The organism is Coleofasciculus sp. F4-SAH-05 (genome assembly GCF_040222985.1).
In the GTDB taxonomy this organism is placed as follows: Bacteria; Cyanobacteriota; Cyanobacteriia; order Cyanobacteriales; family Coleofasciculaceae; genus Coleofasciculus; species Coleofasciculus chthonoplastes.
In genome coordinates this window covers 1-14,425 of record NZ_JAVKBY010000055.1, presented here as the reverse complement: position 1 = coordinate 14,425, position 14,425 = coordinate 1, and the positions used below count along the sequence as shown (strand labels likewise).

General features: G+C 46.0%; 12 protein-coding genes. 9 read left to right on the top strand and 3 right to left on the bottom strand.

The window, feature by feature from the left end; all coding sequences use genetic code 11:
• Positions 1-53 precede the first annotated feature (53 nt).
• Together RIG27_RS06100 and RIG27_RS06095 are read left to right on the top strand one after the other, a co-directional pair.
• Positions 54-1,235, top strand: coding sequence for an RtcB family protein (locus RIG27_RS06100; RefSeq protein WP_446343374.1), 1,182 nt, complete (start codon positions 54-56; stop codon positions 1,233-1,235).
• A gap of 571 nt (positions 1,236-1,806) precedes the next feature.
• Positions 1,807-3,153, top strand: coding sequence for an RNA-guided endonuclease InsQ/TnpB family protein (locus RIG27_RS06095; RefSeq protein ID WP_446343372.1), 1,347 nt, complete (start codon positions 1,807-1,809; stop codon positions 3,151-3,153).
• 76 nt (positions 3,154-3,229) lie between these two features.
• Here RIG27_RS06095 and RIG27_RS06090 read toward each other — a convergent pair whose 3' ends face one another.
• A complete protein-coding gene (locus RIG27_RS06090) occupies positions 3,230-3,430 on the bottom strand; it encodes a hypothetical protein (protein WP_446343370.1) in 201 nt (66 codons plus the stop codon).
• A 124-nt stretch (positions 3,431-3,554) separates the two neighbouring features.
• Positions 3,555-3,791, bottom strand: coding sequence for a helix-turn-helix domain-containing protein (locus tag RIG27_RS06085; RefSeq protein WP_446342570.1), 237 nt, complete (start codon positions 3,789-3,791; stop codon positions 3,555-3,557).
• A gap of 118 nt (positions 3,792-3,909) precedes the next feature.
• Between RIG27_RS06085 and RIG27_RS06080 the strand changes: the two genes are divergently transcribed.
• The 4 genes from RIG27_RS06080 to RIG27_RS06065 all read left to right on the top strand — a co-directional run bounded on the left by RIG27_RS06080 (position 3,910) and on the right by RIG27_RS06065 (position 9,310).
• The gene (locus RIG27_RS06080; protein ID WP_446343368.1) at positions 3,910-4,161 is read left to right on the top strand and encodes a hypothetical protein; all 252 of its coding nucleotides are present in this window, start codon (positions 3,910-3,912) and stop codon (positions 4,159-4,161) included.
• 80 nt (positions 4,162-4,241) lie between these two features.
• The gene (locus RIG27_RS06075) at positions 4,242-4,619 is read left to right on the top strand and encodes a hypothetical protein (protein WP_446343366.1); all 378 of its coding nucleotides are present in this window, start codon (positions 4,242-4,244) and stop codon (positions 4,617-4,619) included.
• A 639-nt stretch (positions 4,620-5,258) separates the two neighbouring features.
• On the top strand, positions 5,259-7,916 hold the full coding sequence (locus RIG27_RS06070) for an EAL domain-containing protein (protein ID WP_446343364.1): 2,658 nt from the start codon (positions 5,259-5,261) through the stop codon (positions 7,914-7,916).
• A 104-nt stretch (positions 7,917-8,020) separates the two neighbouring features.
• Positions 8,021-9,310 carry an alpha/beta hydrolase fold domain-containing protein gene (locus RIG27_RS06065; RefSeq protein ID WP_446343362.1) on the top strand — a complete coding sequence of 430 codons (1,290 nt, stop codon included), beginning with the start codon at positions 8,021-8,023 and terminating at the stop codon, positions 9,308-9,310.
• A 421-nt stretch (positions 9,311-9,731) separates the two neighbouring features.
• Here RIG27_RS06065 and RIG27_RS06060 read toward each other — a convergent pair whose 3' ends face one another.
• Positions 9,732-10,334 carry a hypothetical protein gene (locus RIG27_RS06060; protein WP_446343360.1) on the bottom strand — a complete coding sequence of 201 codons (603 nt, stop codon included), beginning with the start codon at positions 10,332-10,334 and terminating at the stop codon, positions 9,732-9,734.
• Between the two features lie 216 nt (positions 10,335-10,550).
• On the opposite strand from RIG27_RS06060, the gene RIG27_RS06055 reads away from it, so the two are divergent.
• The 3 genes from RIG27_RS06055 (at position 10,551) to RIG27_RS06045 (ending at position 13,876) form a co-directional block, all read left to right on the top strand.
• Positions 10,551-11,540, top strand: a complete 990-nt coding sequence (locus RIG27_RS06055) for an SDR family NAD(P)-dependent oxidoreductase (RefSeq protein WP_446343358.1) — start codon at positions 10,551-10,553, stop codon at positions 11,538-11,540.
• Between the two features lie 184 nt (positions 11,541-11,724).
• The gene (locus tag RIG27_RS06050) at positions 11,725-12,546 is read left to right on the top strand and encodes an SDR family NAD(P)-dependent oxidoreductase (protein ID WP_446343356.1); all 822 of its coding nucleotides are present in this window, start codon (positions 11,725-11,727) and stop codon (positions 12,544-12,546) included.
• Positions 12,533-13,876: a flavin-containing monooxygenase gene (locus tag RIG27_RS06045; RefSeq protein WP_446343354.1), complete on the top strand. Its 1,344-nt coding sequence runs from the start codon at positions 12,533-12,535 to the stop codon at positions 13,874-13,876. The genes RIG27_RS06050 and RIG27_RS06045 overlap by 14 nt, the downstream gene beginning before the upstream one ends.
• The last annotated feature ends 549 nt before the right edge of the window (positions 13,877-14,425 follow it).

Below are 14,425 nucleotides of genomic sequence, written 5' to 3'. Positions count from 1 at the left end.
TTGTAGTATACTTGTAGTATATTGGTTTTATTTAGCGCTAGAGGCGCAGGTTTATGCCTTACGAACAACTGAAACTGTCCACAGATAAGCCCGTTTTATCCTGGGCGAATCATGATTTAGGTCATGAGGAAACCAAGATGGCAAAAAACGTGGCATCCTTACCTTTTGTGTTTAAACATGTGGCGTTGATGCCAGATGTTCACCTAGGCAAAGGGGCATTAGTGGGGTCTGTTCTTGCCACCAAAGACGCCGTAATTCCGGCGGCGGTAGGAGTCGATATTGGCTGTGGAATGGCAGCGATTAAAACCCCATTTGTGGCAGAACAACTTGAGGGCAAACTCAAGAAAATTCGCTTAGATATTGAAGCCGCCATTCCTCTGGGATTTAACCAAAATAAAGAGGTAGAAAAAGATGCCAGCAATTGGCAAGGCTGGACGCATTTTAAAGACTTACATCGCGGTGTGCAGGATGTGCAAGGAAAAGCGATGAAGCAGTTGGGTTCTCTGGGTGGTGGAAATCACTTTATTGAACTGTGCCTCGATACGGATAATTCCGTATGGTTAATGCTTCATTCCGGTTCTCGTAATATCGGCAATCGCTTGGCGCAATGTCACATTAGCACCGCGAAGGAATTAGCGAAACTGGCAGAAAACCGCTTACCTGATCCGGATTTAGCTTACTTTATTGCTGGAACTCCAGAATTTGCCGCCTACTGGCGAGATTTACAATGGGCGCAAAATTATGCCCGTTACAATCGCGATGTAATGATGGCGCGTTTTAAGCGAATTGTGGAAAAATATTTGGCGGGAGGTAAGCCAATCAAGCCATTGTTAGAGGTGAATTGCCATCACAATTATGCCGAGAAAGAAGTCCATTTTGGGGAAGATGTGTACGTCACGCGCAAGGGTGCAGTACGGGCGCGTGAGGAAGATTACGGGATTATACCAGGTTCGATGGGGGCAAAGTCGTTTATTGTCAAGGGGAAAGGGAATCATGAAAGTTATTGCAGTTGTTCCCATGGCGCAGGGCGTTTAATGTCTCGGAAAAAGGCAAAGAAACAGTTTTCCCTAGATGATTTGGTGACACAGACTCAAGGAGTTGAATGTCGCAAAGATGGTGGGGTTTTGGATGAGATTCCCGGCGCTTATAAACCGATTGATGAAGTGATGAATAATCAAGCAGATTTGGTGGAGGTGGTGGCGACGCTAAAGCAGGTGGTTTGCGTGAAAGGTTGATTTGTAGGGTGGGCATTGCCCACCTTATTTGTTGATACCAAATTCGCTTTTATAACCTCCCCTTAGATTGGGTGACTAGCAGTATAGCTTGGGATAAACTTCCCTAACCTAAAGCTTACAGTAGAAATATTTTAAGCAATTTCAGCTCACATCTTGCACCATTATAAACAAGCCAAATTGTAGGGTGCGTTACGCTTCGCTAACGCACCGTTGCTCAAGTCGGGCTTGCTGCACACGCCTGAAACCCTTACAAATAAAGCGTTATGGGATGATTAAAGGTGCATCAGGTGCAAGGTGTTGAAACCCATAAGCTGGAAATCCTGGTATTTTTCGAGGATGCTTAAGCAGAATCTCCCCCCAACAGGGGGTTGAAACTGTTCCCTGTTCCCTGTTTCCTGTTCCCTCCCCTCACCCCCAAACTTATTCAGCAGACCCCAAGTACTTATCTATAATTGAAGTCAGGATTCAGGTAAGAGTGGGGATGACAATTCAGTCTCAAACACTTTAGTTGTTAGCTCTCGAATAACTGGTAAATGTGTTAGTATAAAAACTATATTAACACGACTCTACTATGATTTTGAGCTACGTTTACAAACTGCGTCCATCTGGCAGCCAGTCTGCCAAGATGCAGTCTTGGCTCGATATGCTCAGAAGTACCTACAACTGGTGTTTAGCTGACCGAATTGAAACCTATCATCAGCAGTTTATCCAGGGAGCCTATTGTAGTTTAAAGACTCAAGCCGAAGCTTACCCTTTAACCTGCTGCATCGTTAAAAATGGTGCGACGGGTAATCCCTGGCAAAATAGCGGCAAAAAACGCAATGCTGGCACAATTCAGGATGCCGCACTGGTAGACCTTAAAACTGCCCGTCCTTGGTATAAATCAATCGACTCGGACGTATTGCAACGCAATATTGCTCGGTTAAACACTGCCTATAAAAATTTCTTTGATGGGCGAGGTTTTCCGGCATTTAAAAACCGCAGTAACTTCCGGTCGTTTGAGTATAAGCCGGGTCGGGTTAAGTTCAAAGGGAGCAAGGTCTATCTGCCTAAAATCGGTTGGATGCGCTTTTTCAATTCCCGCTCCATCCCTGATGGATTTGCTATTAGGAGTGTAACGATTCGCCGCAGAACTGATGGATGGTTCATAAGTGTGCGCTTGGAGGACAAGTCAGTCCCAATGGCTACCCCTCGACCAACATCCGAAGTAAAAACGGCGGTTGGGCTGGACATGGGTTTAACCAAGTTGGTGCATTGCTCAGATGGGAGTGATATTCCCAACCCCAGGTTTGCCACTAACCAGAAGACTAAGCGGACTCTCTCGATTCGCCAACGGCGTGTCAGCCGGACTAAGAAAGGCTCTGCTAACCGTAAGAAACGAGCTGCTGAGGTAGCCAAGCTACACAGTAAAGTCAGGAAGCGCAGAAATGCCTACCAGTGGCAGGTTGCCAATAAACTGGTCAAAAAAGCCGATGCCGTTGTAGTAGAAGATCTCAACATTCAAGGAATGGTTAGGCGGTGTAAACCTAAGCCAGACGAAAAAACCGGACGCTTCTTGGCTAATGGTCAATCAGCTAAACGGGGTTTAAATCGCTCCATCCTAGATGCTTCCTGGGGAGAGTTGATCAACAAGATTCAGTACACGGCTGCGAAGTCGGGAAAGGTTTTGCTCAAAGTTAACCCACGGAATACATCCAGAGAATGCAGCGCCTGTGGTTATATTGATAAAGCAAACCGGGACAGAGAGCGGTTTATCTGTACTGAGTGTGGGCATTTTGATCATGCCGATAAGCAAGCTGCACGAAATATCAAGCGTAAAGCCGTTGTTGAACACGGCTTAAAGTTAGTAACAAAAAAGGTACCCACGGACTGTGGGAAACCCAAACAGCTAACCCTGTTTGAAACGCAAGGGCGTTGAATTAACAACGCCTAAAGGGAGAAAACACGACACCCGCAAGGGTAAACGTCGTGTGCCTGGGAACCTAGGAAGACAATTAGAACTGTTTTCTCAGGATATGTGGAATGTGAGTTCCGCAGAATCCCCCTTTTAGAAAAAGGGGGAGTGTCAACCAACGGTATACATTAGAGCGTCCAATCCCTAATTCTGCCGCTAATCGATATTGACTAATTTCATACGTTTCCAGCACCTTTTTCAAGGCTTTGCCTGCTTGTCCCATGACTCTGAATTGTGGCAAACCCTAACCACTGAGTCAACGGCTCCTTAATAGATTAGGCTATGAGCAGCTAGACGTAGACCATTAAGGCTACAATTGCATTATTACCATGACAGAAGATAGCGTCGCTTAATTCCCAAAACTACTATTCATCCTCATCTGACTCATCCAAATACAGCCGAATAAACTCTTGCGCCGCCGCCGGATCAATCTTCCGCAGTGCCTTCCTGATTTCCAAGACTGCCTCAGCTGCGGGATCTCTAGTCCCATTAAACCAATAGTGAACCGTTGAGCGACCAATTCCCATTGTCACTGCCAACTGATTTTGGCTGATTTCGTAGGCTTCTAACACCTGCCTCAGAGCTTTACCTGCCTTTCCCATAGCTTCTATGGTGTCAGAGGTTCATAACCAAGTAAATGTTCCTAATTGTGAATTAATTTGCTATGATAATTTTGTTCCTAAATTTGAACATCACTGTCCACTAAGTAGGAAAATCTTTATGACTCAAGACTTCATCCGCGATTCCTCCCCAACTCCCAATCCCACAACTCCTCTACCATCTACGCCCCCGCCAGACAACCGACATCCTCTAAAAGTGATCGTTATCAGTTCACCCCAAGGCGTCACCCGAACCATTCACACCTTCTATCGCCTCGGCTACGCCCATGTCAGCGAGTGGAGTAAGCCCCAACCCACCCAGAATCCTGGCGAAGTGATGAGTGTTCTCTACCGCCGCCTTCGTATCGATTAATGAATAGATCTCACCTCTAACCTCCTTCTCAATTCGGGAAGGGGGAAAAATCAAACCCCATCGAAAACCCAAAAATAGCCATGATGCGAATCCGACACCGTATTAATCCCCAAACCTTTGTCATCACTCTCAACCAAATCGCTAAATACTTGAACATTGATCCCTGGCGCATTCTCAACTGGGAAAAATGGCACAATGTTCTTTGGGTACATATCCAAGGACGGGGCGGTTATTTTGTCAGTTATCGCAATCTCGCACAATGGATCGCGGCGTGCCGTACTTTGATCCGCTTCTGTCCCAACCGAGAAGCCCTAAACCTTCTCTGGTCATTGATTCAGCAAGAAGCCCAACGGTATACAAAACAGGTCTGGGATCGGCTTCAAACTATGTGCCAGCAACGCTACGCCGAGTTATCTAGAGGTTCAATGGTGATATCACTACCGTTGAAGTCATGGTAAAAATAGCCTCAAACCCTTGTCCTGTCGCCCTACCAGGATGAACCTGTAAACAATATGGATAGGATAGGGAGATCCTTAACGTGAAATTAGGGATTGAATCGCCAGACTTCATCACCCCTAAGCCGTATAATTGAAGTAATCGGATAAATCTTTCTTAAACATTGAATGCAGTAGTCTCGCCGTTTATCTTCATCAAACTTAGAATTTCTGAGAGGGTTAATTTAGGGTAATTTAGGCGGTTTACTTTATAAAAATCACATCGTCATTGTGATGTAAATCAATTGACCCAGTGATTGAACATACAAAGAAATACTGAATTATTCATAACAATAGAAAATAAGCAAATGGTGGGCTAAGTCAAAATGGGGAGCGATCGCCGAGCCAACGACCAAACAACGGCGATGTTCCAGGTCAGTGACAGCGAGGAACTAGACAGAACGTTTCCCCGTCAGGACTCAGACATTTAGAGACTCTAGATCTGACCCAACCGACTTATTGCCCAAAAATCTTCTGGCTAAGGCTGGATGTAAGGGCTGCATCTATCGTAGAGCATCAAACAAGTGCGATTATTCACATCGATATCAATATCGATCGCGATCGCGCTCCGTGAAAGCATCTATGATAAAAGGATTTTAGTGCATGTCCGAACAATTCCGTCTGTTGCAATCTCTGATTCCGGCAATCGCCAACGTTCCAGATCTTCACTCAGCATTGGATCTGGTGCTGCATCGTGTCTGTGAAGTGACCCATTGGGATTATGGTGAAGCATGGCTGCCGACGCCTAATTCTCACAGTTTAACCTGTAGCCAAGCCTGGTCTGGTGATCCCTCTCAACTACAATCCTTTCGACACATACGAGAGACACTGACATTTTCTCCCAATATCGGCTTACCTGGACGGGTGTGGAGATCAAAACAACCAGAATGGATTGACCAAACCAAGGCAGATAGGATTGATCCGGATGCCGAATTCACTCTGCTTAGCGCCACGGATCAGCCGCAAGGGTTTCAAGCTGGAGGCGCTATCCCGATTCTCCTCGATGATCGGGTACTCGCTGTGTTAACATTTTTTAATCGCCACTCTCGTCCCAGCGATCGCCAATGGATGGAATGGGTGAGTGCGATCGCGATGCAGTTGGGGTTGGTGATGGAACGTCAACAGTTAACCGAACAATTGCACCAGCAAGAGGAATTTAATCAAAATTTAGTCGAAACCCACGGTGGCTTTTTTGTCGCCATTGACCCCCAGGGAAAAACCCGGATGATGAATCCCAGATTACTGGAAACGTTGGGTTATACCCTGGATGAAGTGAGGGGAACAGATTTTGTGACCACGTTTCTTCGAGACGTTGACCGCAAACCCTTTGCCAAATTAATCAAAACCACTGATGAAAAATCAGAATTACAATCGCCCACTGTACATGAAACCGGAGTCCTGACCAAAGAGGGTAGAGAACTCTGGGTGGAATGGCGTAGCCAACAGGTTTTTAAGAAAAGCGGTGAACTTGACTTCTTTTTTGCCATCGGACGGGATCAAAACGAACATTGTCTCACCCATCAAGAAACAGCCCGTTTAGCCTCATTTCCCCTATTGACTCCCAATCCCATTGTCGAAATTGATTTAGCCGGACGGGTGCGTTATCTCAACCCAGAAGCCATGCGCTTGTTGCCGGAATTATTAGAGAGTGAAGCTGAACATCCATTTTTGGCAGAAATGCCCTCGATGATTCGGTTGATGCAGCAGCAAAGTTCCTTGAGACGCGAGGTAAAAATTGGGGAAATTGTTTATGAACAAGTCCTACATTACGTTCCTGAAATTGAGTGCATTCGTATTTATGCCTTAGATATTACCGATCGCAAACGGGCAGAAGAACTATTATTGTTTAATGCCTTTTATGATCGCCTCACCGGACTGGCGAACCGCGCCTTATTCATGGATCGCTTGCAGCAAGCCGGACGACGCGCCCAACCGAGTCAAGGGGAGAACCGGGATTCTCCATCCTATCGATTTGCCGTGGTGTTACTCAATCTCAATCGCTTCAAAGTGGTTAACGAAAGTTTGGGGAATCATTTGGGGGATCAATTACTGCAAGAGTTTGGACACCGCCTACAAAACTGCTTACGTCCCACGGATACCGTTGCCCGTTTGGGCGGGGATGAGTTTGCTATCCTGCTAGAGGGGATTCAGGGCGTTTGTGATGCCATTCAAGTGGCAGATGCGATTGAGCAAACTTTGACATTACCGTTTAACCTGGAAGGGCGAGACGTGTTCATGACAACCAGCATTGGCATTGCCCTAAATACGAATCGCGATCGCAGGATTTTATCGCCTGAAGATATACTCCGTAACGCCAATACCGCCATGCATCGCGCCCGTTCCCAAGGCAAACCGGGCTATGCCATCTTTGATAACCAGATGTTGAGTCCCACGGTGGATCGATTACAGCTAGAAACCGATATGCGGCGTGCGATCGAACGGCAAGAATTTCAGGTTCATTATCAACCGATCGTCTCCCTACTCACCCATCAAATTACCGGCTTTGAAGCGTTATTACGTTGGCAACATCCGCAGCGAGGGTTAGTCTTTCCGGCTGAGTTCATCCCCATCGCCGAAGAAACCGGATTAATTATTCCCATGGGTTGGTGGATACTGCGGGAAGCTTGTCGCCAACTTAGTATTTGGCAGCAGCAATTTCCCAGTCCTCAACCGTTGACGATGAATGTAAATTTGTCCTGTAAACAGTTTACCCAACCGGATTTATTGGCGCAAATTGACCAAATTCTGGAGGAAACTAATATTGCGGTTGGTAGTTTAAAGTTGGAGATTACCGAAAGTGTGGTTATGGATAATCCCGAATTGGTCAAAGACTTACTTTTGGAGTTGAAGAAACGGCAAATTCACCTGTGCATTGACGACTTTGGGACGGGTTATTCTTCCTTAAGTCGCCTGCATCATTTTCCGATTAGTACGCTGAAAATCGATCGCTCCTTTATCAGTCGGATTGGGGCGTTAGGTGAAAACTCGGAAATTGTTCAAGCGATTATCACTCTCGCCCGAACCATGAGTATGGATGTGGTGGCTGAGGGAATTGAGTTATTGGAACAAGTTTCGCCTTTAGTGGCGTTGCAATGTCATTATGGTCAAGGATTTTTATTCTCAAAACCCGTAGACAGTGATTGCGCTAGAGAATTACTTCAAGGAAAATCGGTTAAGTTAGAGCGTCAGTTTAGTCGTTCAGTGAGCGTTAAAAATGAAGTCAAAACTTCTGTATCTGTCGAGGATAATCTAGGACAATAATTTTGTCAACGTTTTCTGACATTAGTCGGTATTCTATGTCCGGCATGGTATTAGTTTTATATAGCCGATGTAGGATGAAAGTGTAATCCTCGATTTCTGACTCCATGCTCCAAGCTAACTGGGACAAAAGCACATGGCAAAGCATCAAAGGGAAAACAGCACTGATTTTGTTAGGCATAGTTCTACTCTCGCTGTTTTTTCCTTTGTTCCTGAGTGGAGTCGGATTGTTTCTTAGTCTCTGGGTGATTGTCCCAGCGCCTACGTTTTGGATGCTACCGCTAGCTGTGGCTGCGCCAGAAGCGAGTCCTTGGTTGCTGGGTGTGAATGCGATCGCACTAATACTAGCTATCTTAAATTTACAAGAAGGGGGGCTTGACAATTTTGCCGTAATCTGTAGCCTCTTGGGTTTAATTCTCAGCCTTTTGCCGTTAATTCAATTTCCAAGAGTGAATGCACGAATGGCGGCTCAAATGCAGAGGGATCTGGGTGTAGAGGATTGGGCAACAATTACTCCGGATGCACCGACACCCATGCGTCCCCAGCCTTTTAGTTTAGCCGATGCGTTTCGGGGGATTGCGATAGCGAAGCGCTGCTGCTTTCAGCAGATCGCAGAGGTTCGCATCGACCGAGGGATTATATTTTCTCAGCCGGATGGGGTCAACCTTAAACTTAATGTTTACCGACCGTTGACTGTTGGTAAATATCCAGCGATTATTACAATCTATGGTGGGGCGTGGCAAGTTGGAACTCCCGATAATAATGAGACATTTAACCGATACATGGCAAATCAGGGCTACTCTGTGATCGCTATTGATTACCGCCATGCTCCCCAATATCACTTTCCGGCTCAACTGGAGGATGTACAGGCAGCTTTATCCTATATCCAAAGCCATGCTCATGAGTTGGAAATTGATACGGAACGAATTGCTCTTATGGGGCGATCGGCAGGGGCGCAACTGGCAGCACTTGCAGCTTATCATCTAAATACAATTCCGATTCGGGCTGTGGTGAATTACTACGGACCCGTAGATTTAAAAGAAGGATACCATGACTTGCCCTTTCCTGACCCGCTCAACATTCGGGCGATTCTCCGCGCCTTTTTAGCCGGAACGCCGGATGAAGTACCAGAACTTTATCGGGAAGCTTCTCCTATTGGTTATATTAAATCCGATCTGCCTCCTACGTTATTGGTTTACGCGGGTCGAGATCATATCATTAAGGCAAAGTTTGGACGCCAACTTTACGAGCAATTAAAAGCGGCTGGGAATTGTGCTGTTTGGTTAGAAATTCCCTGGGCTGAACATGCCTTTGATGCGGTTTTTAATGGTGTGAGTAATCAGTTGGCATTGTACTACACGGAGCGATTTCTGGCTTGGGCGTTGAAGTCTTCTTGAAAATGAAGCTGGGAACTAAAGTTCCCGCTAAAAGCTCAAACCCGTTCAAACGGGTTTGATCATATCCGATTATTAACTTTCAATATAGGTTTAGTCGAGTAAATATTGGTGAGTTGATTTCTCAACCCCCTTATCAAGGAATAAATATTACTCAGATTACAGGTTTAACAGATGCCCAGAATGTCCTAACCTTTAGGGTGATAGGAATAAGTAGTCGGACAAAAGAAAACGGTACTGTATTAAGTTTTATAAATTGCCCTCAAACCCTTACTGTTCCCTGTTCCCTGTTCCTTACTGTTCCCTGTGACCCACCGAGCGAAGCGTTCGACTGAACTTCGACAGGCTCAGTTGCCGCGCTCACGCCGAAGTCCGAGGTGTTCCCTAATCTCAACCGTTAACTTTAATTGTGTCCACCCACTTATCAACCATTCTGCACCATCCAAACCAAAAATCCCAAAATTTGCTCAACTGGCGGTAGTGGATAATCTGTCAAATCGATGACAACCGACTGCCCTTCTAGTTTGAGAAACCGCCACACTGTACCACTCGTCACCGTTCCGTAAATCGTCGAAATCGGCTGCTGCTTCTGTTGATTAAAGCGTTGAGCCGCTACCATCTCGGCTAAACATTGCCCCAGGGCAGGTTTTAGGTCTTCTTTCTTCGCTTCCACCAAAATCACCGCTGGGGCTTTAATAAATAATTGTTCGGGAGAGCGACTAATTAAAAAATCAACATAGCCCGTCAAATCAACCTCTGGCTGCACTGTGAACTCTTCGCCAGAAAAAACGCTAACTTGTCCCTTTAGTTGTCGTTTTACTTCTAATAATACTGGATTAATAATTCCTTCCGAACGCGCTTTTTCACTACTCACCGCGATTGCCCAAGGAATTGTTTCTTTTAGCGTATCTTGGAGTAATGGGCTTGGCTGAACTAGGGGAACGTCTGGTAGAAAGCGCTCTCCTTCAATGATTGTGAGTTGAAACTCTTCTACAACTTTACTCAGCGTAAATTTACTGTAGGGCATAATAATGATTCTAAATGTTAAAGAACTTATTTTCTAGAATGAGGGTCTGCTTCCCTCTCCTTGTAGGAGAGGGCTAGGGAGAGGTTTGGGGAGGGGTCAGATCCTTCAGTTAGTTAACCAACAGTATCATACTGTTCCTATTCTGGTACGGTTGATCACGGCTTGGGTGTCGTCATCACTTGAAGTGCTGCCAAGATAAACTGAAAAAAAACAATTATGAAACATCTTGAAGGTAAAATCACAGTAGTCACAGGGGCAACGCGGGGTCTAGGTAAGGGAATTGCGATCGCGCTGGGTGAAGCTGGGGCGACAGTCTATATGACAGGACGTACCCTAGAGCGTTCAACCTCTGATAATGGTGTATCCGGGAGTCTCCAGGAAACCCAATTAGCCGTTGAGCAAGCCGGTGGCGTCTGCATTCCCATCCAAGTGGATCACAGTGACGATGAACAAGTGCGTTTGCTGTTTGAGCGTATCCAGGATGAACAGGGACAACTGGATCTGCTAGTTAATAATGCTTACGCCGGGGTACAAGCCTTAACAGACGCGGCGGGAAAGCCGTTCTGGGAGAGTGAACCGAGTTTGTGGGATGCTTGCAATAATGTGGGGCTGCGGAGCCACTATGTTGCCAGTATTTTTGCCGCCCGGATGATGACCCCCCATCAGCAAGGACTTATCTGTACCATCTCCTCTTGGGGTAGTCTATCCTATATTTTTAGTCCTCCCTACGGTGCAGGTAAATCAGCGTGCGATCGCCTAGCCGCAGATATGGCGATTGAACTCAAACCCCAGAACATTGCATCCCTGTCAATTTGGCCCGGAATTGTGGGGACAGAAAAGTTTACTCAGTTTGCCGCCAATATGGATGAAAGTGCAGCGGTTGACCCGAAAAACTCAGCAATAAAAGAGAGGTACAACTGGGAAACACCCTTACTCACCGGACGGGTTATTGCCGCCCTAGCCGCAGATTCCAGGGTGATGCGACGAACTGGGCGGGTGCAGATTGTGGCGGAGTTAGCTAAACACTACGGATTGGTAGACAAAAACGGGGAACGTCCTGTATCGTTACGGTCTCTGCGTTTCGTGCTTCCCCTTGTCTTTCCCGCCCTGAGAAAGTCCTCCTGGCTGGTGCCTAATATTAATGTACCTTGGTCACTGCTACTGCTACAATCACTTAGCTCTCCTAAAATAGGGGCTGCTGAATAAGTTGTTGTGGTGGGGGGAGATGAGGGAGATGAGGGAGGTGAATGATCAATGACTAGAAAAGAGTTTTATGTGTAGGGGCGGGTTTCACTACTATCATTTTTTTGTCCACCCTAATGTCACTAAACCCGCCCTGTCTAAATGACATAAGACAAATGACATAAGACAAACCTACTAGAATAAACAGATGACCCAGCTACGCTCAGCCGTTATCCTGATTACCGGTGCCGCCGGTGGTTTTGGACAAGAATTAACCCGACAGTTATTGATGGCGGGTAGCCGATTAATTTTAACGGATTTGGATAAACCCGCCCTAGAGCAACGGGTGGCGGATATTCAGCTTCAAGTCGCCACGGGGGAGGTACTGGCTTGCTTCGAGGCTGATTTGTCGTCTGGCGAGGGCTGTGAAGCGCTGTATCATCAGGTTAAAGCCCTGGATATCCCGATTGACATTTTGATTAATAATGCTGGAATTGCCGTATTTGGTCGCATGGACGAAGTTCCAGCACCGGAATGGGAACGGTTGATGCAGGTGAACTTAATCACACCAATGCGTTTAAGTTCCTTGTTTGTGGCGGATATGATTGCGCGTCAAAAAGGGCATATTGTGAATATTTCATCCGTCGCGGGTTGGTTTGCACTCGCAGGATTGACCCATTATTCTGCCAGTAAATATGGGTTACGAGGATTTAGTGAAGGGCTGTTCAATGAAGTCAAGGACTACAATGTTAAGGTGACAGCCGTTTATCCCTTTTTTAGCCGTACCCCCATTCTGCAAGCAAAACGGTATGGCACACTCGCTGAGGGACATCAAGGTGTGCCTGAATCCTGGGCAACTGATCCCGCGAAGGTGATGGCAGCGACAATTCAAGGCATTCAGCGGGATCAACTGCACGTATTCCCGGATGCGATCGCGCAAAATGTCCAGCGTTTCAAACGATATACTCCTGGCTTATTAGACTGGATTAGTAATGAGTTTGCCAAGAGATTAAACCGTGGTGCAAGTTAGTCGTTCTCGCTCAACAGTACAGCAGGTTAATACGAGTCACAAGCAGTTGATTATCGGCGCAGGGTTTGTGGGATTGGGTATGGCTCAAGCCCTGAAAGCAGAGGGTATTGTCTATGATCAGGTGGATGGCAGTGATGATATCGGTGGCAATTGGTATCACGGGGTTTATGAAACTGCCCATATTATTTCATCCCGAACCATTACCCAATTTACTCATTTTCCCATGCCCGATGATTATCCCGATTTCCCCAGCGCTCAACATATCCGGGATTATCTGAATCGTTTTGCCGATCATTTTCAGTTACGAGAGCCGATTGAACTTAATCGTACTGTTGAGTATGTTCGACCCATTGAAAATAACCTCTGGGAAGTGACCTTTGCCAATGGGGAACAACGGATTTACAAAGGCGTATTACTGTGTAACGGACATCACTGGTGCAAACGGTTTCCGGAATTTGAGGGAGAATTTCACGGGGAGATTATTCATTCTAAAGATTACAAAAAACCGGATCAACTACGCAGGAAACGGGTGCTAGTAATTGGCGGTGGAAATTCAGCCTGTGATATTGCCGCCGAAGCTGCACGGGTAAGCTGTAAGAGTGTCTTAAGTATGCGTGAATCCGTTTGGTTTATTCCCAAAACGTTTATGGGAGTGCCAACGGCTGATCTCCTGCGATGGTGGATGCCAGAATGGTTACAACGGCTGATGGCTTATGGCATTATTAGGCTGACTTTTGGAACTCATCAAGACTATGGTTTATCTCAACCGAACCATCGCATTTTTGAGAAACACCCCACATTAAATAATGAAGTGCCGTACTATATTAAACATGGTCTAATTATTGGCAAGCCTGGGGTGAGTCGGCTTCAGGGGAAAAAGGTCGAGTTTGTCGATGGGAGTGAGCAAGAATTTGATTTAATTGTTTGTGCTACTGGCTATCATGTTGCCTACCCCTTCTTACCGGAGGAACTTCAGCGCGTTGCCGGAGCTGTGGTTAAATGTTATGCTAGCTCGTTTATTGAGGATTACAAGGGACTCTATTACATTGGGTGGGGACAAGCGCGGGGCGGAGTTGGCTCATTGATGTCGGCTTACGGTCCCTATTTTACCCGTTGTCTGCAACTTCAGGATGAAATCAATGTGCCGCTAGGGTTGGTGTTTAAAGAAATGGGACAACAGCTACCGACGACTCATTTGTCTGATCCGCAGCAGATTTTTAGGCAGTTAAAACTGGCTCATTTTTTCTTTACCTGGATTGCTAAAAGAGCTGCTCAAGTTGATGCCAAGTATCCTAACTTTGAGAACCGTCCACTCCCGGCTAAACATTGACCGAATAAAGGGAGATGTTTCCCAAGGATTTATCCCCAATTGTAGGGGCAAATTTAGCCAAATTGTCGGGGCGGGTTTAGGGATTAAATTCAGCTATTCAGAAATAAATGAACAACAAAACCCGCCCTGATTAAGTTATCACTGGAAATAGAAAGGTAGCCAGTAGGGTTTGTTAGCGTAGCGTAACACACCATTACCGCTATAGATGGTGTAGCTGCGTCAGTTGTAGGTTGGGTTTCCTTGCGTCAACCCAACAGAATCTAGGGGGAAACAAGCGTACTAAAAGAACAGCTTACCCCATAGTCAAAAAAGGGAAAGCAACACACAAAAAACGCAATCAGTCAATGCAAGTTTATGGTGGTGGATGACGACCCAGTAATTCCTCTTGTGTCCTAATCGCCAACATTGGGTTCTTCCGGAGTTACTATGCTAAACTATCAGTTTAAACAATCAAAAACCAAGCCCCATAATAATTGTAGCGCCTCAGCTATTCAAAATTGAGAAAAACATCCAGATAACGCCCAAACCTTTTGTTATATAAAGGCTTTG